16 protein-coding genes and 1 tRNA gene are annotated in these 19097 nt (G+C 67.2%); 10 read left to right on the top strand and 7 right to left on the bottom strand.

Features of this window, described 5'->3' with window-relative positions; translation table 11 throughout:
* Nucleotides 1–25: 25 nt before the first annotated feature.
* The gene (locus ACP693_RS02290; protein WP_426019241.1) at nt 26–361 is read right to left on the bottom strand and encodes a DUF2794 domain-containing protein; all 336 of its coding nucleotides are present in this window, start codon (nt 359–361) and stop codon (nt 26–28) included.
* Between the two features lie 332 nt (nt 362–693).
* Complete coding sequence (locus ACP693_RS02295) at nt 694–2025, bottom strand: trypsin-like peptidase domain-containing protein (protein WP_426019240.1); 1332 nt, start codon at nt 2023–2025, stop codon at nt 694–696.
* Nucleotides 2026–2173: 148 nt separating this feature from the next.
* Between ACP693_RS02295 and ACP693_RS02300 the strand changes: the two genes are divergently transcribed.
* Together ACP693_RS02300 and rlmN are read left to right on the top strand one after the other, a co-directional pair.
* Entirely contained in the window at nt 2174–2473 is a 300-nt protein-coding gene (locus ACP693_RS02300) for a DUF6356 family protein (RefSeq protein ID WP_426019238.1), read from the top strand.
* Nucleotides 2474–2555: 82 nt separating this feature from the next.
* Complete coding sequence (gene rlmN / locus ACP693_RS02305) at nt 2556–3728, top strand: 23S rRNA (adenine(2503)-C(2))-methyltransferase RlmN (RefSeq protein WP_426019236.1); 1173 nt, start codon at nt 2556–2558, stop codon at nt 3726–3728.
* A gap of 446 nt (nt 3729–4174) precedes the next feature.
* Here rlmN and ACP693_RS02310 read toward each other — a convergent pair whose 3' ends face one another.
* Nucleotides 4175–5080: an acyl-CoA desaturase gene (locus ACP693_RS02310; protein ID WP_426019233.1), complete on the bottom strand. Its 906-nt coding sequence runs from the start codon at nt 5078–5080 to the stop codon at nt 4175–4177.
* An 89-nt stretch (nt 5081–5169) separates the two neighbouring features.
* Here ACP693_RS02310 and ACP693_RS02315 point away from each other — a divergent pair, with 89 nt between their 5' ends.
* The 3 genes from ACP693_RS02315 to ACP693_RS02325 all read left to right on the top strand — a co-directional run bounded on the left by ACP693_RS02315 (nt 5170) and on the right by ACP693_RS02325 (nt 6855).
* A complete protein-coding gene (locus ACP693_RS02315; protein WP_426019230.1) occupies nt 5170–5502 on the top strand; it encodes a metalloregulator ArsR/SmtB family transcription factor in 333 nt (110 codons plus the stop codon).
* A 69-nt stretch (nt 5503–5571) separates the two neighbouring features.
* Nucleotides 5572–6012, top strand: coding sequence for a DUF350 domain-containing protein (locus ACP693_RS02320; protein WP_426019227.1), 441 nt, complete (start codon nt 5572–5574; stop codon nt 6010–6012).
* Between the two features lie 12 nt (nt 6013–6024).
* Nucleotides 6025–6855, top strand: coding sequence for a S1 family peptidase (locus tag ACP693_RS02325; RefSeq protein WP_426019224.1), 831 nt, complete (start codon nt 6025–6027; stop codon nt 6853–6855).
* A gap of 52 nt (nt 6856–6907) precedes the next feature.
* Here ACP693_RS02325 and ACP693_RS02330 read toward each other — a convergent pair whose 3' ends face one another.
* Nucleotides 6908–9760, bottom strand: coding sequence for a M16 family metallopeptidase (locus tag ACP693_RS02330; RefSeq protein WP_426019221.1), 2853 nt, complete (start codon nt 9758–9760; stop codon nt 6908–6910).
* 248 nt (nt 9761–10008) lie between these two features.
* Here ACP693_RS02330 and ACP693_RS02335 point away from each other — a divergent pair, with 248 nt between their 5' ends.
* Nucleotides 10009–11742, top strand: a complete 1734-nt coding sequence (locus ACP693_RS02335; RefSeq protein ID WP_426019218.1) for an ATP-binding protein — start codon at nt 10009–10011, stop codon at nt 11740–11742.
* Here ACP693_RS02335 and ACP693_RS02340 read toward each other — a convergent pair.
* The gene (locus tag ACP693_RS02340) at nt 11739–12608 is read right to left on the bottom strand and encodes an isoaspartyl peptidase/L-asparaginase family protein (protein WP_426019216.1); all 870 of its coding nucleotides are present in this window, start codon (nt 12606–12608) and stop codon (nt 11739–11741) included. The genes ACP693_RS02335 and ACP693_RS02340 overlap by 4 nt on opposite strands.
* 99 nt (nt 12609–12707) lie before the next feature.
* Between ACP693_RS02340 and ACP693_RS02345 the strand changes: the two genes are divergently transcribed.
* Complete coding sequence (locus tag ACP693_RS02345; protein ID WP_426019214.1) at nt 12708–13709, top strand: NADPH:quinone oxidoreductase family protein; 1002 nt, start codon at nt 12708–12710, stop codon at nt 13707–13709.
* 37 nt (nt 13710–13746) lie between these two features.
* Here the strand turns inward: ACP693_RS02345 and ACP693_RS02350 are convergent, their stop codons facing one another.
* The gene (locus ACP693_RS02350; protein ID WP_426019211.1) at nt 13747–14145 is read right to left on the bottom strand and encodes a YkvA family protein; all 399 of its coding nucleotides are present in this window, start codon (nt 14143–14145) and stop codon (nt 13747–13749) included.
* A gap of 56 nt (nt 14146–14201) precedes the next feature.
* On the opposite strand from ACP693_RS02350, the gene ACP693_RS02355 reads away from it, so the two are divergent.
* Together ACP693_RS02355 and ACP693_RS02360 are read left to right on the top strand one after the other, a co-directional pair.
* Entirely contained in the window at nt 14202–14984 is a 783-nt protein-coding gene (locus ACP693_RS02355) for an SDR family NAD(P)-dependent oxidoreductase (protein WP_426019209.1), read from the top strand.
* Nucleotides 14985–15224: 240 nt separating this feature from the next.
* A tRNA-Gly gene (locus ACP693_RS02360) sits at nt 15225–15299 on the top strand.
* Nucleotides 15300–15924: 625 nt separating this feature from the next.
* Here the strand turns inward: ACP693_RS02360 and ACP693_RS02365 are convergent.
* Nucleotides 15925–16638 (bottom strand): TetR/AcrR family transcriptional regulator, encoded by a 714-nt coding sequence (locus tag ACP693_RS02365; RefSeq protein WP_425986845.1) that lies wholly within the window; start codon nt 16636–16638, stop codon nt 15925–15927.
* Nucleotides 16639–16853: 215 nt separating this feature from the next.
* On the opposite strand from ACP693_RS02365, the gene ACP693_RS02370 reads away from it, so the two are divergent.
* A complete protein-coding gene (locus ACP693_RS02370) occupies nt 16854–19091 on the top strand; it encodes a TonB-dependent receptor (RefSeq protein WP_425986844.1) in 2238 nt (745 codons plus the stop codon).
* Nucleotides 19092–19097: the final 6 nt, after the last annotated feature.

Raw genomic sequence — 19097 nt, forward strand, 5'->3', positions numbered from 1 at the left:
GGCCCCTCGCGGGGCCCTTTTTGCGTCAGTCGATCACCTGGAACTTGCGGCCGTCGAAGACGCGAAGCACCTGGGCCAGGTCGCGGCCGCGTTTCAGGATCTGTCCGCCTTCGCCGATGACGGCCCACTGGCCCTGGCGGGTCTGGAGGGCGGGGCGTTTTTCGATGCGGTAGAGGGGGGCGTCGCCTGAGCGGCGGAAGACGGCGAACTCGGCGAAATCCTTGTGTCCGACCATGGCGTAGTCGCGCCATTCGCCCTGGGCGACCATGCGGCCGTACACCCTCAGGATCGGGTCCAGTTCACGTCGGTCGAAGAAGACGGGGCCGGCGGTGGGCTCCGCCTCGTGAGGGTTCATGCTCATGCCCCTCAACTTAAGGACACCGCGGCCCGGCGCCAGTGGGCGCACAGAAAACGACGCAGACACGAAATGGCCCCGTTTCGGTCCTTCGCCCGCCCGGTTGGGCGACGAAATGTCGATCATCGGCTCGTCGGAGTTCGGAAGCGTCCCGGATCCTGAACAGCCCCCCCAGCCCCCCTGGATGTTTCCACGAAGGGCTCCGGCGGCCGATGCTTCCTCCAAGCGAGCGCCCGCCCTGCCTTTCCCCTCCCCCTCCCTGGCAAGGCGGGCGTTTCGCTGTCTGGAGTTTGCCTGACAGCGTTAGGATGCCCTGACCCTGCCTGGAGCCCCGCCGCTTAGAGCGACAGGGTCAGGTTCAGGGTCTCTCCATTCCTCAGCACGGTCGCCTCGACCGAACCCGTCGCACCCTGCAGGGCTGTCGCGGCCGCCTGGGCGTCCGCCACGGCTGCGCCGCCGATGGCGGTGATCAGGTCGCCGGCCGTCAGTCCGGCCTGGGCGGCGGGCGAGCCGGCGGTGACGGCGACGACCTGGGCGCCGCCGTCCTGATTGCGCAGCGTCGCGCCATAGGCCAGCACCGACTGGGCGCCGACGACCACAGGCTGATCCACCGGCGTCTCGACCGACAGGCTGGTCGAAGCCTCGCGGCCGCCGCGCAGATAGGCGACGCTGAGGTCGGAGCCCGGCGCGGCGATGCCGATAGTGGCGTTGACCGAGCCGGCGTTGGCGACGGGACGTCCCTCGATGCGTGTGATGACGTCGTTGTGGCGCAGGCCTGCGCGCTCGGCCGGCGATCCCGGCGCGACATCGGCGACGACCGCCCCGCGCACGATGCCGAGATGCAGTTCGCGCGCGCGCTCGGCGTTCAGCGAGCCGAAGATGGCGCCGGTCTGGCCCCGCTTGACCTCGCCGTTCTTCTTCAGCTGGTCGGCGACATACAGCATGATCCGCGTCGGCACGGCGAAGGCGATGCCGTCGTTGCCCCCGCCCAGGCCGCCCGACAGGATCGAGGTGTTGATGCCGATCAGCCGGCCCCGGCTGTCCAGCAGCGGGCCGCCCGAGTTGCCCGAGTTCACGGCCGCGTCGGTCTGGATATAGTCCTCGACCGCGTCGCCCAGGCCTGAGCGGTTCAGGCCCGAGATGACGCCCATGGTCAGGGTCTGGTCCAGGCCCAGCGGATAGCCGACGGCGAAGGCCAGGTCGCCGGTGCGCAGGGTGTCGGAATCCACCGTCTGGACCTGTTTCAGGTTCAGCGGCCGGCCGTCGGGCACGATCCGCAGCACGGCGATGTCGGTGGCCTTGTCCGCCCCGACCAGGACGGCGTCGAACAGCCGGCCGTCGGTCAGGTCCACGGTGAATTTGCGCCCGCCCTCGACCACGTGATTGTTGGTGATCAGCATGCCCTCGGCCGCATCGACGATGACGCCGGAGCCGGAGGCGTAGGGTTTGGGATCGGCGGCGTCCGAGCTGGGACCGCGCGACTGGCCCAGGGTCGTCACCTGAACCACCGCCGGCAGCGAACCCTCCAGCCCCGACGAGAAGCTGAACACGCCGCGCCGGGCGTCGTAGGGCAGGCCGGCGGCGCCCGACTGGGCCAGGACCGGCGACGCCGAGGCCAGCAGGGCCAGCGCGACGGCCATGGAGGAGACGGCCTTGAGGCGGATCGGCATGAGCATTCCCTTGATCGAGCGACGACCCTAGCCCGAGTTTTCGCTCCTGACGATGGGGCGGACGGCCGGGATGAACAGATCGCGACAGGGGTTGCGTCCAAGGCCGTCAGGCGTGACCATAGGAAGCCGAAGCAGGGGAGCCCACGCCATGAGCCAGACGACGATCGACCGGCCCCCTTCAGGCTCCACGCCCTTCGCCCGTCTGTTCCGCGACCATCCGCGCGAAGTGGGCGAGACCTATTTCGAACATATGGCCGCCTCGGCCGCCTTTGGCTTCAAGCTGATGCGGCTGGCCGGCGCCGCCTTCGCCCACGCCGTCGTGCCGGGCGTGCACAAGAGCACGGTCTCGACCGCGATCCGGGGCATGGCGGGCGAGATGGGCGGCCGGGCCGAAGAGGCGCGAGAGACCCGGATGCGCGACGCCGGCGTTTGGGACGTAGGCCTCTAAGGCCGTCGAATCCGGCCCCGGCCATGCAATCGCCGGGATCCGTGCTATATAGGCCGGCTCAACCTCACGCAGGATCGCCGCCTTGAGCATCACGCTCGACCTTTCGCGCGTCTCGAACGCGCCCGCCATCAAGGCGCCCGTCAACCTCAGCGGTCTGACGCGCGCGGGCCTGCGCCAGGCGCTGATCGACGCCGACGTCTGTCCGCCCGAAAAGGCGAAGATGCGCGCCAGCCAGGTGTGGGGCTGGATCCACCACTATGGCGTGACCGAGTTCTCGGCCATGAGCAATGTCGCCAAGGACATGCAGGCCAAGCTGGCCGAGCATTTCACCCTGGCCCGCCCCGAGATCGTCGAACGCCAGGTGTCCAAGGACGGCACCCGCAAATGGCTGATCCGCACCGCGCCCGGCATCGAGATCGAGACCGTCTACATCCCCGACGTGGGCCGGGCCGGGGCGCTTTGCGTGTCCAGCCAGGTCGGCTGCACCCTGAACTGCACCTTCTGCCACACCGGCACCCAGAAGCTGGTCCGCAACCTGACCGCCGCCGAGATCGTGGCCCAGGTCCAGGTCGCGCGCGACGACCTGGAGGAGTGGCCGTCGCCCAAGGAAGACCGTCGCCTGTCCAACATCGTCTTCATGGGCATGGGCGAGCCGCTCTACAATCTGGACCATGTCGCCGACGCCATCGACATCATCTCGGACAACGAGGGCATCGCCCTGTCGCGTCGCCGGATCACGGTCTCGACTTCGGGCGTCGTGCCGCAACTGGACGCTTTGGGAACCCGCACGGCGGCCATGCTGGCCATCAGCCTGCACGCCACCAACGACGCCCTGCGCGACGTGCTGGTGCCGCTGAACAAGAAATACAATCTCGAACAGCTGATGGCCGGCATCCGGGCCTATCCGGGCCTGTCGAACGCGCGCCGGGTGACGTTCGAATACGTCATGCTAAAGGGCGTCAACGACAGCCCGGAAGAGGCGCGCGCCCTGCTGAAGCTGATCGAAGGCATCCCGGCCAAGATCAACCTGATCCCGTTCAACCCCTGGCCGGGCGTCGAATACGAATGCTCGGACTGGAAGACGATCGAACGTTTCGCCGCCATCCTGAACAAGGCCGGCTACGCCAGCCCCATCCGCACCCCCCGCGGCCGCGACATCCTGGCTGCCTGCGGCCAGCTGAAGTCCGAGAGCGAGAAGGTGCGGGCGAGCACGCTCAGGAAGGCGGAGCAGGCGGCGGGGGCTGAGGCGGCGTAAGTGTTTGGTCGTAGCCCAACCGCCAGATAACCCATCCGGCTACAGCTCCAGGCAAGACCAGAACCAGTACGATAGCAAATGGGTAGAGCGGTAGGAGCAACGGTCTGACCAAGGTTCCTCCAAGAACACTTTCGACAGCACCCACGGCGGCGAATGCGAATCCGCTAGTCGATCCGATCCGGTGGAGCACCCACCACGTGGGTATTCCGACGGTGATTAGGCCTACGAGAAAGAAAACGAACCCTATGACCGTGCCTGCTATCGCGGCAGCCACGCCGACGAAGACCGCTCCACCCACAATTGCCGCAGCTCCATTTGAAAGATCGGCTGGCGTAATCACTATGTAAATTGCGGCGATCATAATCGCCGTAAGGCCGAGCGCCGCCGCTGCTGCGAAGTTCGCTACAATCAAGGCTGACAGCCTTTCTGGTAGAGGCCTGATCATCTCAAGCCTCCGTGCGTATCAAAGGGCGGTCCGACATGTCGGCTGGCGTCCGCACGTTCCAGGCTAGCCCCATTCGTTCCAGCAGTTGAATGAACCGGTAACCCCAGTCGCTCTGGCCTGGATAGAGGCCGATCTTCGCCGAGCCGGGATAGGCGTGGTGGTTGTTGTGCCAGGCCTCGCCCATGGTGGGGATGGCGGCCCAGGGCACGTCGTGGGCCTGGACGCCGGCGTCGCGCACCTGCCAGGTCTGGGGACCGCGCCTGTGGGCCAGATGGCCGACGAACCAATGGCCGATCACGCTGATGGAGACGCGGGCGCAGACGCCCCAGACGACGAAGCCCCAGCCGCCCAGCAGCCATAGTCCAGCCGCGACCGGAATCTGTTGCAGCATCCACGTCCGTTCCAGGAACCGATGCACCGGGTCGCGGCCGATCCGTCCCAGGTCGAAGGCGGGCGGGCGTTCCAGCTCCAGTCGACCATGCATCTGCCAGATCGCATCGACCAGCATCGGTCGCCGGTGTGCCAGATAGTCGTGGCAGTTCGACTGACGCTGGGCCCAGTCGCGGATGTCGTGGGCGCGGATCATGCGGAACGGTCCGCTCATTCCGACCACGGTCCCGAACCAGGCGAGCAGCCGCTCCAGCCAAAGGGGGCAGTCGAAACTGCCGTGAATCATCCGACGATGAAACCCGACCGAGTGACCCAGCAACAGGGTTGTCCCCGTGATGACCACGAAGACCGCCAGAGCGCCGAGGCTGAACGTCGCCGCGCCGAAGACCAGTGTCATAGCCAGCATGGCGCCGTTCCACAACGACGGGACCGGATCCCAGACCACGCGGCCCTTCACCGGACTGCAACCCGGCGTCTCGACCAGATGGTTCACGGCGCAGGGATCATGATCGGTCACGGCGATGCTCCAGATAGGTATTTAGGTAATGACTTAAACACCGAAACAATCCCCTGGCAAGCTGTTAGCAAATCGCTTAAATACAAATCATGCAGCGCGTGTTCGAAGCCCTCTCCAGTCCCGTCCGCCGCAAGATCCTGGCCTATCTGGCCCATGCCGACCTGACGGCGGGCGAAATCGCGGCCAAATTCGAAATCTCCAAGCCGGCGGTGTCGCAGCACCTGTCGGTGCTGGAGGTCGCGGGTCTGGTGACCAGCGAGAAGAAGGGCCAGTACGTCCACTACAGCTCGGCGCCCGATCAGCTGACCAATACCCTGAACAGCTATGTCCAGGAGGTTTGCCCCGTCGCCAAACCGCTGAAGCGCGAGAGCGCCGCCCTGGCGAAAGCCCGAAAGAATAACCAGGGCGACGGCGACCTGTAATCTTTCGTCACAAGGTGTTGCCCTGCCGCGCTTGCGGATTGGGGCGACAATCGGGCAAGGCGTCTGGGTATGGACCCGTCCCTGTCGAACGTCCTTTCCAGCGCCGAGGTGCAGGCTTTCGCCTCGGGCTTCCCGGTCATGGTCATGCACCTGATCGTCACCCTGCTGCTGCTCGCGGCGGGGGCGACGGTCTATGCCCTGCTGACGCCGTGGAAGGAGGTGGCCTTGATCCGTCAGGGCAATACCGCCGCCGCCATCGCCTTTGCGGGTATCCTGGTGGGGTTGGCTATTCCGCTGGCCGTGTCGTTGTCGGTCTCCACCTCGGTGCGCGACATCGCCATCTGGGGCGTGGCCACGGTGGTGCTGCAGCTTCTGGCTTTCCGGGTCGTGGACCTGCTGCTGACGGGCTTGCCCGAGCGGATTCGGCATGGCGAGATCGCGGCGGCGGTGGTGCTGCTGGGCGCCAAGCTGGCGACGGCCGTGATCCTGTCCGCCGCGCTGACCGGCTGATCGGCCGGGGTCATGCAATTTCCCCGCCTGCCGGACTGGGCCATCTACGGAGCGGTGGCGGCGGTTTTTCTGGCCGTGTCGCTGGGCCGGCGCGAGAATGCGGATGCGCCGCTCTCCTCGGCGCCCGCCTCTGAGGTCGAAGGGCCGCTGCTGGGACCGATCACCCCCTTCGACGCCGCCGTGACGGTCGACGCGGGCCAGGCGCCGTTCAAGCCGGCGTCGGGGACCGCCTTCTCCATCGCCGGGCGGGGTCGCTGGATCACGGCGCGCCATGTGGTCGAGGGCTGTCGCAGGCCGGCGCTGGTGGTGGGCCAGGGCCGGGCCGTCGCCGCCGACGTGCGTCTGGCGCCCCGCGCGGACATCGCCCTGCTGATCACCGACGGGGGGCCGCCCGCCTTGCCGGTCGCGGCCGAGGCGCCGTTGCGCAAGGGACAGCGGGCCTTCCATCCCGGTTTCCCGCAGGGGCGGCCGGGCGAAGTCACGTCGCGCCTGCTGGGCCGCGAGACGCTGAAGGTGTTCGGACGCGGCGCACGCGACGAGCCTGTACTGGCCTGGGCCGAGGTCGGGCGCACCAATGGGCTGGAGGGCACGCTGTCGGGCCTGTCGGGGGCGCCGGCGCTGGACGGTCAGGGCCGGGTCGTGGGCGTCACCATCGCCGAGGCGCCGCGGCGGGGCCGGATCTATACGACGACGCCCGAAACCTTTGGTCCCGCCATCCGGGGCGAACAGACGGCGGGCGAGGACGCGCGGGGCCAAGCGGTGACGACCGAGGACTATGGCCAGGTGTCGAATCGGCTGAGGCGCGATCTGCGCGTAGCCCAGGTGGTCTGTCTGTCGGTCTAGGCGGCGGCTCACCCTCCCCCGCAGGTGAGGATGAGCTTCTCGCCTATGCTCCTTACTTCAGCGCGCCGTTGTTCAGGTTCAGGGCGCCGGCCTCGATGACTTCGAGGTTGGGGTGTTTGGCGCGCAGGGCGTCGAGGAACAGCGAGCCGTCGCCGACGATCACCAGGCTGGCGCGATTGACCGGCAGGTGTTCGGCGAAGGCGGCCTGGACCTGTTCGGGCGTCACGGCGCGAACCCGACCGGCGTAGTCGGCGAGGTCGCTCATCGGCAGGTCATAGAGCGCCAGGTTGGCCACCAGCGATCCCAGTCCGTCCACCGTCTCCAGCGAGCGGCCGAAGCCGCCGATCAGGGTGGCGCGGCGAGGGGCCAGGTCGGCCTGGCTCGGGGTCTCGGCGCCCAGTTTGGCGATCTCGGCCAGGATCAGATCGGCGACCTCGTCGGCGGTCTCGTTCTTGGTCTGGGTCGAGGCGGTGAACAGGCCCGCATCCGCCCGCACGCCCAGCGACGACGAGGCGCCGTAGGACAGGCCGCGCTTGATGCGGATCTCCTGGTTCAGCCGCGACGAGAAGCCGCCGCCCAGCAGGGTGTTGCCGACCGTCAGCGGGAAGAAGTCGGCGTCGGTGCGAGACACGCCGCGAACGGCGGCCACGACAGCGGCCTGGCCGGCGCCGGGCTGGTTCACCACGACGACGCGGGGCGCCAGGGCCTCACCGGCGGGGTTGGCGGTCGCGGCAGGCGCGGCCCCGGCCGGGTTCCAGTCGCCGAAGGCCTGTTGCGCCAGGGCGCGGGCGGCGTCAGGCGTGATGTCGCCCGAGAAGACCAGGGTCGCGTCGGTCGGCCGATAGCGGGCGGCGTGGAAGGCGGCGACATCGGCCGGGGTGATGGTGGGGACCGTCTGTTGCGTGATCGTCGCGCCATAAGGGGCGTCGCCATAGATGACGCGGCCCACGGTCATGCCGGCGATGGCGGCCGGCTGGCTGAGGGCGACGCGCAGGCCGTCCAGGGTCTGGGCCTGCTGACGCTCAAGCTCCTCGCCGGCGAAGGTGGGGTTCTTCACCAGGTCGGCCATCAGGGCGACGGTCGCGGGGAAGGCGTTGGACGGGGCGTTGGCGTAGACGTTGGAGAAGTCCACGCCCGCGCCGGCGCCGATCGAGGCCCCCAGCTGTTCGATCTGGGTGGCGATCTCGGGTGCGGTCTTGGTCTTGGTGCCCTGGGTCAGCAGGGCGGCGGTCATGGCGGCGATGCCGGCCTTGCCCGACGGATCGTCTGATGAGCCGGCGTCGAAGCTGAGGCGGGCCGAGACCAGCGGCACGCCGTCGGTCGGGGCGACCAGGACGCGCAGGCCGTTGTCGAGGCGGAAGTCGGCGACGCTCGGGGTTACGGGTGCGACATCGGCACCGGGCTGGGGCAGGGGGGTGCGCTCGGCCTCGGGCAGGAGGACGGCGGGCGGACCGGCCGGCGCCAGGTCGGCGACGGTGACCGGGGCGCCGACATTCATCTTCTGGACCGAGGCGGGGTTCTGGTCGTCGGCGGCCAGGAAGGTGATCGTCGACTGGCGTTGCGGCGTCAGATATTTGCGGGCCACGCGCTGGACGTCGGCGACGGTGACGGCCTGGATCTGGGCGACCTCGTCGTCGGCGGCGGCGGCCGAGCCGGTGTTGATCAGGGCGAAACCGAGCGCGGTGGCGCGGTCGTCCACCGTCTCGCGGCTGCGCAGCGCATCAGCGACGATCTCGTTCTTGGCCTCGGACAGTTCCTCGGCCGAGACGGGGGCGTCACGCAGCTTGGCGATTTCGTCGTTCAGGGCGGTGACGCCCTCCTCGGCCGTATGGCCCTGGGCCATGATGGCAAGCGCGGACAGGTTGCCGGCCTGTTGCGAGAAGTCGGGGGTCGAGCCGATCTGGGCGGCGATCTGCTTGTCATAGACCAGCGAGCGATAGAGGCGGCTCGACTCGCCGGTGGACAGGATGCCGTCCAGCACGGTCAGGGCGGCGCGGTCGGCGTCGGCGTATTTGACGGTCGGCCAGGCGACGACGGCGGCCGGCAGCGGAACGTTCGGCGCATAATAGGTGACGTTGCGCGGCCCCGTCGGCTCGGGCTCGACGACATTGTTGACCGGGATCGGCGTGGTCGGGTTTTTCAGCGGGCCGAAATACTGGTCGATCCAGCGGTCCAGCTGGGCCTGGTCGAAGTTGCCCGCCACGATCAGATAGGCGGCGTCGGGCCGGTAGTAGGTAGCGTGGAAGCGGCGCACGTCCTCCAGCGACGAGGCCTCAAGCTCCTCGATCGAGCCGATGCCGGGGCGGCGATAGGGGCTTTCCTGATAGATGGTTTCGGGCACGAACAGGCCGAACAGGCGGCCATAGGGGTTGGCCAGAATGCGCTGGCGGTATTCCTCCTTCACCACGTCGCGCTCGGCGACGAAGGTCGGCTCGTCCACGACCAGCGAGCCCATGCGGTCGGCCTCGGCGAACAGCATCCGCTCCAGATGGTTGGCGGGCACGGTCTCGAAATAGGCGGTGGTGTCGTCGGCGGTGAAGGCGTTGTTGGAGCCGCCCACGTCCTCGGTCAGACGGTCGAAGGTCTCGGGCGGCAGGTTCTTGGTGGACTTGAACATCAGGTGTTCGAACAGGTGGGCGAAGCCCGAACGGCCCGCCGGATCGTCCTTGGAGCCGACCTTGTACCAGACCTGGACCGTGACGTTGGACGTGTCGGCGTCGCGCGCCGTGTAGACTTCAAGCCCGTTCGGCAGGACGCGCTTGGCGAAGCCCAGCGGGGGCACGGTGACGCCCTGGGGCGCCTGAACGGCGGCTGCGGCAGGGACAGCGGTCTCTGCGAAGGCGGGGGCGGCGAGGCCCAGCATCAGGGCCGAGGCGGCTACGGTGGCGGTGAGGCGGAATTTCATGGGGGGCTCCGAAGCCCGGAATGCCGGGCGGAGCCGACCGTATCAGCGATTGGCCGACTTGCACCTTACCGAGATGTAATGAACCGGATCCTCGGCCAGGTCGTTGGTGGACAAGTTCATGACGGCGATCTATTCGCCGAATGCCGCATTCCAGCGGCCACCCATGCCGAGGACGCGTGCCGAGACGAGCGAAAGCGACTTCTGTCTCCGACGAAAAAATCGCGGTCTGGGCCTTCGTCCTGGAAAATATGGTTACTCCGCCGGCCGTGCTCTACGGCAGCTGGGCGGCGGCGGGGCTGATCCTGGCGGCTCTGGGGCAGCCTTGGCTGGGGTTGGGATTCGCCGCCGTCGGCATGGTGTTCGACGCCTGGGCGCAGCGACGGGTGAAACGCTACCAGCAGGAAGAGGCCCCGGCGTCCGGCTGGCCCCCTGTGCTGATGACGATCGTGACGACGCGGTTCGCCCTGGGGGTGTCGGGCCCTTTGATCGCCTGGCTGTCGAGCCCGATTGCCGATGTCCGGCTCGTGGTCATCCTGATCCAGGTCTGGTCGATCGGCGTGGCCTTCGTCCAGTTCAGCGCGGCGCCGAGGCTGCTGGGCCTGGCTGCGGCGCCGATCGGCGTCGCTGTGCTGGTGATGATCTATCCGGCGTTGATGGGACCGCATGGGCTGGCGGTCGCGGCCGCCTTCGTCATGCTGGCGATCATCCTGGTCATCATCTCGCGGGCCATGCACGCCCTGTGGTGCGATCTGTTCGCGGCCGATCAACGCAACAAGGGCCTGCTGGCCGAGGTCCAGGCGGCGCATGCGGCGGCCCTGCTGGACCGCGACGCGGCCCAGGATGCACGCCAGGAGGCGGACGAGGCCAACGCCGCCAAGTCGCGTTTTCTGGCCAATATGAGCCACGAGATCCGCACCCCCCTGAACGGCGTCATCGGCATGGCGCAGATCATGGCGGGCGATGCGTTGGAGGACCGGCAGAAGCGGCGCCTGGAAATCCTGGACCGGTCGGCCCACACCCTGCTGGACCTGATCAACCAGATTCTGGACCTGTCGCGGATCGAGGAAGGGCAGCTGGAGATCGTGCCCCAGGCCATCGACGCCGACGCCCTGATCCACGAGGTGACCGAAACGCTGAGACCGCTGGCGGACAGCAAGGGACTGGCCTTCCACGTACGCTCGGCGGGCCTGGGCTGGGTCAGCGCCGATCCGGTGCGGCTGCGCCAGATCCTGTTCAACCTGCTGTCCAACGCCATCAAGTTCACGGCCGAGGGCGAGGTGGCGCTGGATGTTGCGAGCACGGACGCCGGGGTGGTGTTGCGGGTCTCGGACACCGGGCGGGGCATACCGGCCGACCAGATCGAACATCTGTTCACGCGCTTCGCCCAGATCGAGGCGGCGGCGGTGGACCGGCGCGACGGGGCAGGGCTGGGGCTGTCGATCGTGGCGGCGCTGGTGGACCTGCTGGGCGGTCGCATCGAGGTCGAAAGCGAGGCGGGCGAGGGGGCGACCTTCGTCGTCACCCTGCCGCTGAAGCGGACGCAGCCTGTGAAGGCCGGCGAGGATGGGGCCGACGCCGAGCCGCAGGCGGCGCTGCGGGTGTTGGTCGCCGAGGATCATCCGGTCAATCAGCAGGTGATCCGCGGCCTGCTGGGCCAGGTCGGGATCGAGGTCGAGATCGTCGAGGACGGCCTTGAGGCGGTGAAGGCCACGCAAGCGCGCGCCTGGGACCTGATCCTGATGGACGTGCAGATGCCGAATATGGACGGTCCCACTGCGACGAAGACCATTCGCAAACGCGAGGCCGACGAGGCGCTGGCGCGGACGCCGATCATCGCCCTGACGGCCAATGCGATGGTGGAACAGGTCGAGGCTTATCTGGCGGCGGGCATGGATGCGGTGGTCAGCAAGCCCATCGACCTGAAGGTGCTGCTGACCACCATCTCCGACGTGATGTCAGGCCAGAGCGAGATCGGGGCCTAGTCCCTGAAGACCTCGACGCCGATCTCGCCGGCGGGGGTCAGCCAGGCGTGTTTCATGCCCTGGCTGTTGAAGGGTGCGGCGATGTTTCCGGCGGCGTCCAGGGCGATCATGCCGCCGTCGCCGCCCATGGAGCCGATCTCGTCGATGACGGCCTGGGTCGCCTCGGCCAAGGTCTGTCCGGCGGCGACGCGCCAGGCGACCTGGGCGGCGGCGGCGACGCGAATGAAATATTCGCCCTGGCCGGTGCAGGAGGTCGCGGCCTTGGCGTCGGCCCAGGTTCCGGCGGCGGGGATGGGGGTGTCTCCGACGCGGCCCGGCATCTTGCCGAACACCCCGGCGGTCGAGGTGGCGGCGGCGAGACGGCCCTGTGCGTCCAGAACGCAGACGCCGACTGTACCGTGGCTGAGGGTTCCGGGCGGGTGGTTGTCCTCGCCCTGGCCGGCGCCGGTGAACCAGGCGGCCTCGTCGGCGATGGGCTCCAGTTTCTGGTCATGGGCGAACAGGGCCGCGCCCTCGCCCACCAGCATGACATGCGGCGTGCGGTCCATTACGGCGCGGGCGGCGACGACGGGGTTGCGGAAGCCTTGCAGGGCGGCGACGGCCCCGGCGCGTTTCGTCGATCCGTCCATGATGCTGGCGTCCAGCTCATAGGCGCCGGCCAGATTGGGAGAGGCGCCCTTGCCGGCGACGTAAAGGCCGGAATCCTCCAGCATGACGACGGCGGCGGTGGCGACGTCCACGGCGCTGTCGCCCGCGTCCAGCCGCGCCTTCATGGCCTCGACCACCTGGCGCATATGCACGACCTCGGCGTCATAGTTGCGTTCGCGCCGGGCGCCGGCGCCGCCGTGAAGGATGAGGGCGGTCATGTCGTCTTCCTGAGCCTGGTTTTCGTCGCCTCTTTCAATCGGGCGTGGCGCTGTTTAGCGTCGGGATGAAGGCCGCGCCATGTCGGCCAAGGAGGAAAGATGCGCGCTGTTCTGTCCAAGGCTCCCGGCGGTCCTGAAACATTGGTCGTGGAGGACGTATTGGATCCCACGCCCAAGGCGGGCGAGGTGGTGATCGAGGTCAAGGCGGTGGGGATCAACTATCCCGACACCCTGATCATCGAGGACAAATACCAGTTCCGGCCAGAGCGGCCCTTCTCGCCCGGCGCCGAGGTGGCGGGCGTGGTCGAGGCGGTGGGCGAAGGCGTCAAGGGCGTGCGCAAGGGCGACCGCGTCATCGCCGTGCCGGGCTGGGGCGGGCTGGTGGAGCGGCTGGCGGTGCGGGCCGAGACGGTCATCCCCATTCCCGAGGCGATGAGCTTCGAGGAGGCGGCGGCCCTGATCATGACCTATGGCACCAGCTATTATGCGCTGAAGGATCGGGCGCAGCTGAAGGCCGGCGAGACCCTGCTGGTGCTGGGCGCGGCCGGGGGCGTGGGCGCCGCCGCCGTTGAACTGGGCAAGGCCATGGGCGCGCGCGTGGTCGCCGCCGCCTCGACCAACGACAAGGTCCAGTTCGCCCTGGACCTGGGGGCGGACAACGGCCTGATCTATCCGTCCGGTCCGATGGATCGGGCCGCGCAGAAGGAGCTGTCGGGCGAGTTCAAGCTGGCGACCGGCCGCGATGGCGCCGACGTGGTCTATGACGCGGTGGGCGGCGACTACGCCGATCCGGCGCTGCGGGCCATGGACTGGAACGGGCGCTATCTGGTGGTCGGTTTCCCGGCCGGGATCCCGTCTCTGCCGTTGAACCTGACGCTGCTGAAGTCGGTGTCGGTGATCGGCGTCTTCTGGGGCGCGGCCGTCGCGCGCGATCCCAAGGGCCACGCCGCCAATATGGCCGAACTGATGCAGATGTACGCCGACGGCAAGATCAAGCCGCGGGTGTCCAAGACCTTCCCCCTGGAGAAGGCCGGCGAGGCGATCAAAGCCTTGGGCGACCGTCAGGCCCTGGGCAAGATCGTGGTGACGGTGGAGAGCTGACCTCCCCCGTTCCGCTACGCTTCTCGGAGGAGGATTATTATTTCGCCTTCAACCGCTGCACCGCGTCTTCGGCTTTGTCGCGGTGGCGGCGTTTGATGCTGGCGCCGACCATGGCGAGGACGGCGGTGATCACGGCGGCGTCGTCGGTGTAGCCGATGCCCGCGAAGATGTCGGGAATGGCGTCAATGGGCAGGACGAAATAGGCCAGGCCGGCGAAAATCATGCCCTTGGCCGCCATCGGCGTCTCGGGATCGCGCGCGGCGTACCAGGCGGCCAGGGCCTGGTCGGCGAAGGGGATGCGGGCGGCCGTGCGGGTGATCTTGGGCCAGAAGCCCCTGGTAACGCGCGCCTCGTTGACCTTCACGACGGAAGGGACGAGGGCCTTTTTCGGGTCCAGGGCGTCAGACGGATCGGCGGGTTTGGCTTTGGCGGTCATGGCCGCTAAATCCTCAAACGAAACTCAGGTTCAAACAATACATAGGAACGATCAGGATGAAACTCGACAACACCACCGCCGCCGTGGTCACCGGCGGGGCATCCGGCCTCGGCGAAGGCACGGCCCGCGCCATCGCTGCGACGGGCGCACGGGTCGCCCTGTTCGATCTGAACGCCGAACGCGGCGAGGAAATCGCCAGGGAAATCGGCGGCGTCTTCTGCCAGGTCGACGTCACCGACGACGCCTCGGTGGCCGCCGCGTTCGAAAAGGCTCGCGCCGCCCACGGCCAGGAGCGGCTGACGGTCAACTGCGCCGGTATCGCCACGGGCCAGAAGACCGTCTCGCGCAAGAAGGACACCGGCGAGATCCGCGCCCACGACATGGCCCAGTTCGAACGCACGGTGCGGGTCAATCTGTTCGGCACCTTCCGCGTCCTGTCGCAGTCGGCGGCGGGCATGGTGACGCTGGAGCCCATGGCGGACGGCGAGCGCGGCCTGATCGTCAATACGGCGTCCGTGGCGGCCCAGGACGGCCAGATCGGCCAGGCGGCCTATTCGGCGTCCAAGGGCGGGGTCTACGCCATGACCCTGCCGGTGGCGCGGGACCTGGCCCAGGAAGGCGTGCGCTGCAACACCATCCTGCCCGGCATCATGTGGACGCCGATGATGGCGGGAATGGACCAGAAGATCCAGGACGCCCTGGCCGCCGCCATCCCCTTCCCCAGCCGCCTGGGCACGCCGGCCGACTATGCGTCCCTGGTGCTGGAGCTGGCCCGCAACGTCTATATCAACGGCGAGTGCATCCGCCTGGACGGGGCTATTCGCCTGGCGCCGCGCTGACGCCCCATACTGGTAGAGGGGGCGCTACGCTCGCCGCGCGTTCCCGCCTTCGCGGAAATGACGAGGCTCGCTGCTTGAGCGCGAAGGCGCTCAGGCGGCGAGAGCCGGGAGCGTTTCGGCGACGTTTTCCGACGCGGGCGACGCGAACCGCGATAGGTCGAAAAAACCTCTTGCGGAACCGCTCAACCCTCCGCTATACGCCCCCTCCTCGACGGGGAGCGCACCTAGCTCCTACGGAGTGCGGGCGTAGCTCAGTGGTAGAGCACAACCTTGCCAAGGTTGGGGTCGAGAGTTCGAATCTCTTCGCCCGCTCCAGTCGAGATTGCTAAGGCAATCAATAGGTTAAGGCAGGGCGATCCCAGCGGGATCGCCCACCCTGTTTTCGTCGCCGCTACCACGCCGCTACCAGAATATTTTTGTGGTAGTTTTTCTTGTCGGTCCGTTTCTGGCCGTGCTCGGCTGAAATCGCCTGCAACCTCCTTGAAAAATGTGTGGTCCGGAAGGAGAGCGTCCGCTCATGGCGCTGTCAGGCCTACGGTTGAGGTCGACTTCTCGTTCTTACGCTGGCTGCCTGAAACCGGATGAAGACGCTCGAGGTTCGCCAAATGCTTTCTTTGCTTGGCTGCGCGACCCTTCCGCTTCGTGGTGCCTCCCCTTACATCGAGGGTTTGTCGCCCGCTATCTGGCGTTCCCACTGTGCAGTCGCGTCCAGGATCAAATCTGCCCGCAGCGTGAGCCTCTTCTCGCAACAGTCAGCCCCGCTCTTGCCTGAGGACGGCGGCTCGGCGGCACCGACAAATCCCACTTAGCGAAAGCGTATCGCTGGCACGTGAAGCTTACATGAGCCTCCAAGCGCCGTTCCGAACCGGCCGTTATATCCGCTGAAAAGTTGTCTGTGCGTCGCGTCGATATCGGGATTGCAGCGAAGCGCTCCGACGCCTCAGCGGCCGACTGACCGGAATCCTTCGCTGAACACGGTGATCATGGTTTCCAGGGCGGCCCCCAGATCGGATGATTTGCAAAGCCCGCCCGAAACGTCGTCGATCCGGCCCGTCTGGGCCAAACCGTGGGTAAGGCTGGATGAGACGAGGTCGAAGAACCAGTAAATCCGCTCGGGCGGCGCTTCCGGGGCCAGGGCCCTGAGCATGCCGATGAAGCGCTGGACGATGGGGTCGAAGTTCTCGGCCATGACGTCCTTGCCGCCGAAATGGGAGGCGTTGGCGTGACCGACGATGGCGGCAAAATAGACCCAGCCCTCCCCCTTATCGATGACCATCTCATAGATGGGCCGCAGAAAGATATCGAGGACGCCCTCGATGGTCATGTCTGTGCCAACCTGGGCCTCATAGGCGTCCATGGCCGCAATCCGGGCCGCGTTCACCTCGCCTGAACGACGGGCGAACACCGCACGGAAGACCCGGTCCTTGTCGCCGAAATAGTAATGGATAAGAGCCGTATCGACATTGGCCCCTGTCGCGATCGCCTTGAGGGTGACGCCGTCGCGGCCGTGCAGGGCGAAGAGCTTCTCCGCCGCGTCGAGGATGGTGTTGGTGGCTTCCTCGCGCCGTTCCGACTGGGCGCGCCGGGCTGGACGCTTCCTCTCAGGATGGGCGGCGAATCGTGTATTGGCGGGACGGGCGAGACTGTCGGTCATCAGGGCGCTGCCATCGGTGCCGGCTGAAAACCGGATCTGACCGATTGATAGGAGGAACGGTCGGGCGAGACCAGCCGGTTAAACTTCTTTATTTTGACGCCAATAAAGTTTGTTGACGCCCCAGATGTCCTCGGCTTTAGTCCCGGCGTCCGATCGACGGACATCCAATGAGCCGACGCCAAGCCGGCCGTTCACATAGGGAAAAGGGGACCGCCATGCGGCAGACCATTATGACGGGCGTCAGTGCGCTCGCGTTCGCTCTCGCCGCATCGTCGGCTCTCGCCCAAACGGCGGAGCCACAGGCCGAACCCCAGGCGACGACACTCGACGAAGTCGTCGTCACCGCCCGCCGGACCGAGGAGAACATCCAGGACGTGCCTGTCGCCGTCACCGCCTTCAGCCAGGAAGGCTTGCGCCAGCGCGGCATCGAGACCGGCACGGACCTGCAGAACTTCACCCCGTCGCTCAGTGTTGTCGGCAACACCAACCGCAACCAGGAAAACTACACTATCCGCGGCATCGGCGGGATCGGCAGCCTGGGCACGGGCGGCGGACCGGGCGTGGTCGCCTACTTCGCCGAGGTGCCGTCGACGGCCAGCGGCCCGGGCCTGCTGTTCGACCTGCAGTCCATCCAGGTCCTGAAAGGCCCCCAGGGCACCCTGTTCGGTCGCAACACCACGGGCGGCGCGGTCCTGTTGGACCCGGTCAAGCCTGGCTTCGAGCCGGACGGCTACATCGAAGGGACGGTCGGCAATCTAGATCGCCGATCGGCGCGCGCCGCCGTGACCCTGCCACTGAGCGACAGCCTGTCGCTGCGCCTGGCCGGCCAGTTCGACCAGCGCGAAGGCTTCGTCACCGACGTCAACACGGGCAAGGACTACAACGACCGCAACAACTTCAGCCTGCGCGGCGGCCTGCTGTTCCAGCCGAACGACCGGATCAGCAGCTACACCGCCGTCAACTATGTCGACATCGACGAGAACGGCCCCGGCACGGTGCTGCTCGCTGTCAACCCGGCAGGCCCGGTGGCGGCCCTGCTCAACCCCCTGCTGGCGGCCCAGCAGGCGCGCGGCAACGACCGGATCGCCTTGAGCGCCGACACCAAGAACGTTAGCCAGACTCTGCTGGCGTTGAACAACACCACCTTCCAGCTGACCGACAACATCACCCTCAAGAACGTCCTCAGCTACACCCGCACCCGCGCCGATTTCGGCTCGGATGGAGACGCCTCGATCCTGGTCATCAACGACCTGAACGGCGCCATTCCCGGTCGCTGGAATGTCGACAACGAGACCTGGACCGAAGAGCTTCAGGCCCGGATCGAGCTGGGGCGGCTGACCTTCCAGACCGGCGTCTTCTATTCCGACACCTCGACCGTCACGCCCCTGACCTTTGTGCAGCGCGCCAATCTGGGCGCGATCAGCCTGGTGCAGGACAGCGCCCACGTCAACGACAGCTCCAAGGCCGTCTATGGTCAGTTCACCTATGCGATTACGGACACCCTGACCGCCAACGCCGGTTATCGCTACACCTGGGACGAATTCGGCGGCGACATCAGCATCTACATTCCCCAACTCGGCAATGCCTGCGGCACCAATCCCGGCTTCGCCTTCCCCAACTGCAGTCGCGCCTTCGACGGTGAGAGCGACGGCGGCACCTGGCAACTGGGACTGGACTGGCAGGCGACGCCGGACACCCTGATCTATGGCGTCAGCCGTCACGGCTACAAGAGCGGCGGGATCAACCCCTCGGTGCTGCTGGTCAGCGCCACCAGCCCGCTGTTCAACATCCGGCCCGAGACGGTCACGGACGGCGAGCTCGGCCTGAAGCACGACTGGTCGGCGTCGGGGATCAATGCCCGCACCAACCTGGCGGTCTTCTACATGAAGTACGAGGACATCCAGCGCAGCGACTACGCCCTGATCGGCGGCTTCAACACCCAACTGATCACCAACGCCGCCGAGGCCACGGTGAAAGGGTTCGAGTTCGAGGGCGTGATCCAGCCCATCGCGCCGCTGACGATCACGGCGACCTATTCCTACAACGACGCCACCTACGACAAATACATCGACGGTCTCGGCGTCGATCGCAGCGGCTTCCCCTTCCAGTATGTCCCCGAGACCAAGTACAGCCTGGACGCCAAGCTGTTCCTGCCCGTCCCCTCGACCATCGGCGACGTCAGCGTGCGCGCCTCCTACGCCTGGCAGGACGATCAGCAGGTAGCGTCCGACCTGCAGCCGTTCGGGGTCATTCCCGCCTACGGCCTGTTGAACGTGCGTCTGGACTGGGAGCATATCGCCGGATCCGACGTCGCCCTGTCGCTGTACGGGACCAATGTCACCGACGAGGAATACCGCGTCACCTCGAACGCGACCTACAACACCACAGGTCTGGTCGGCGCCGCCTTCGGCGACCCGCGCCAGTACGGCGTGACCCTGCGCTACAGCTGGTAGGAGACC

Source organism: Brevundimonas sp. TWP1-3 (genome assembly GCF_049896085.1).
Taxonomy (GTDB): Bacteria; Pseudomonadota; Alphaproteobacteria; order Caulobacterales; family Caulobacteraceae; genus Brevundimonas.

Bases quoted from the DNA above. Each gene is read 5' to 3' on its own strand.
- ACP693_RS02290 (WP_426019241.1), bottom strand. From the start codon at position 361: ATGAGCATGAACCCTCACGAGGCGGAGCCCACCGCCGGCCCCGTCTTC.
- ACP693_RS02295 (WP_426019240.1), bottom strand. From the start codon at position 2,025: ATGCCGATCCGCCTCAAGGCCGTCTCCTCCATGGCCGTCGCGCTGGCC.
- ACP693_RS02300 (WP_426019238.1), top strand. From the start codon at position 2,174: ATGAGCCAGACGACGATCGACCGGCCCCCTTCAGGCTCCACGCCCTTC.
- ACP693_RS02315 (WP_426019230.1), top strand. From the start codon at position 5,170: ATGCAGCGCGTGTTCGAAGCCCTCTCCAGTCCCGTCCGCCGCAAGATC.
- ACP693_RS02320 (WP_426019227.1), top strand. From the start codon at position 5,572: ATGGACCCGTCCCTGTCGAACGTCCTTTCCAGCGCCGAGGTGCAGGCT.
- ACP693_RS02325 (WP_426019224.1), top strand. From the start codon at position 6,025: ATGCAATTTCCCCGCCTGCCGGACTGGGCCATCTACGGAGCGGTGGCG.
- ACP693_RS02330 (WP_426019221.1), bottom strand. From the start codon at position 9,760: ATGAAATTCCGCCTCACCGCCACCGTAGCCGCCTCGGCCCTGATGCTG.
- ACP693_RS02335 (WP_426019218.1), top strand. From the start codon at position 10,009: ATGGTTACTCCGCCGGCCGTGCTCTACGGCAGCTGGGCGGCGGCGGGG.
- ACP693_RS02340 (WP_426019216.1), bottom strand. From the start codon at position 12,608: ATGACCGCCCTCATCCTTCACGGCGGCGCCGGCGCCCGGCGCGAACGC.
- ACP693_RS02345 (WP_426019214.1), top strand. From the start codon at position 12,708: ATGCGCGCTGTTCTGTCCAAGGCTCCCGGCGGTCCTGAAACATTGGTC.
- ACP693_RS02350 (WP_426019211.1), bottom strand. From the start codon at position 14,145: ATGACCGCCAAAGCCAAACCCGCCGATCCGTCTGACGCCCTGGACCCG.
- ACP693_RS02355 (WP_426019209.1), top strand. From the start codon at position 14,202: ATGAAACTCGACAACACCACCGCCGCCGTGGTCACCGGCGGGGCATCC.
- ACP693_RS02365 (WP_425986845.1), bottom strand. From the start codon at position 16,638: ATGACCGACAGTCTCGCCCGTCCCGCCAATACACGATTCGCCGCCCAT.
- ACP693_RS02370 (WP_425986844.1), top strand. From the start codon at position 16,854: ATGCGGCAGACCATTATGACGGGCGTCAGTGCGCTCGCGTTCGCTCTC.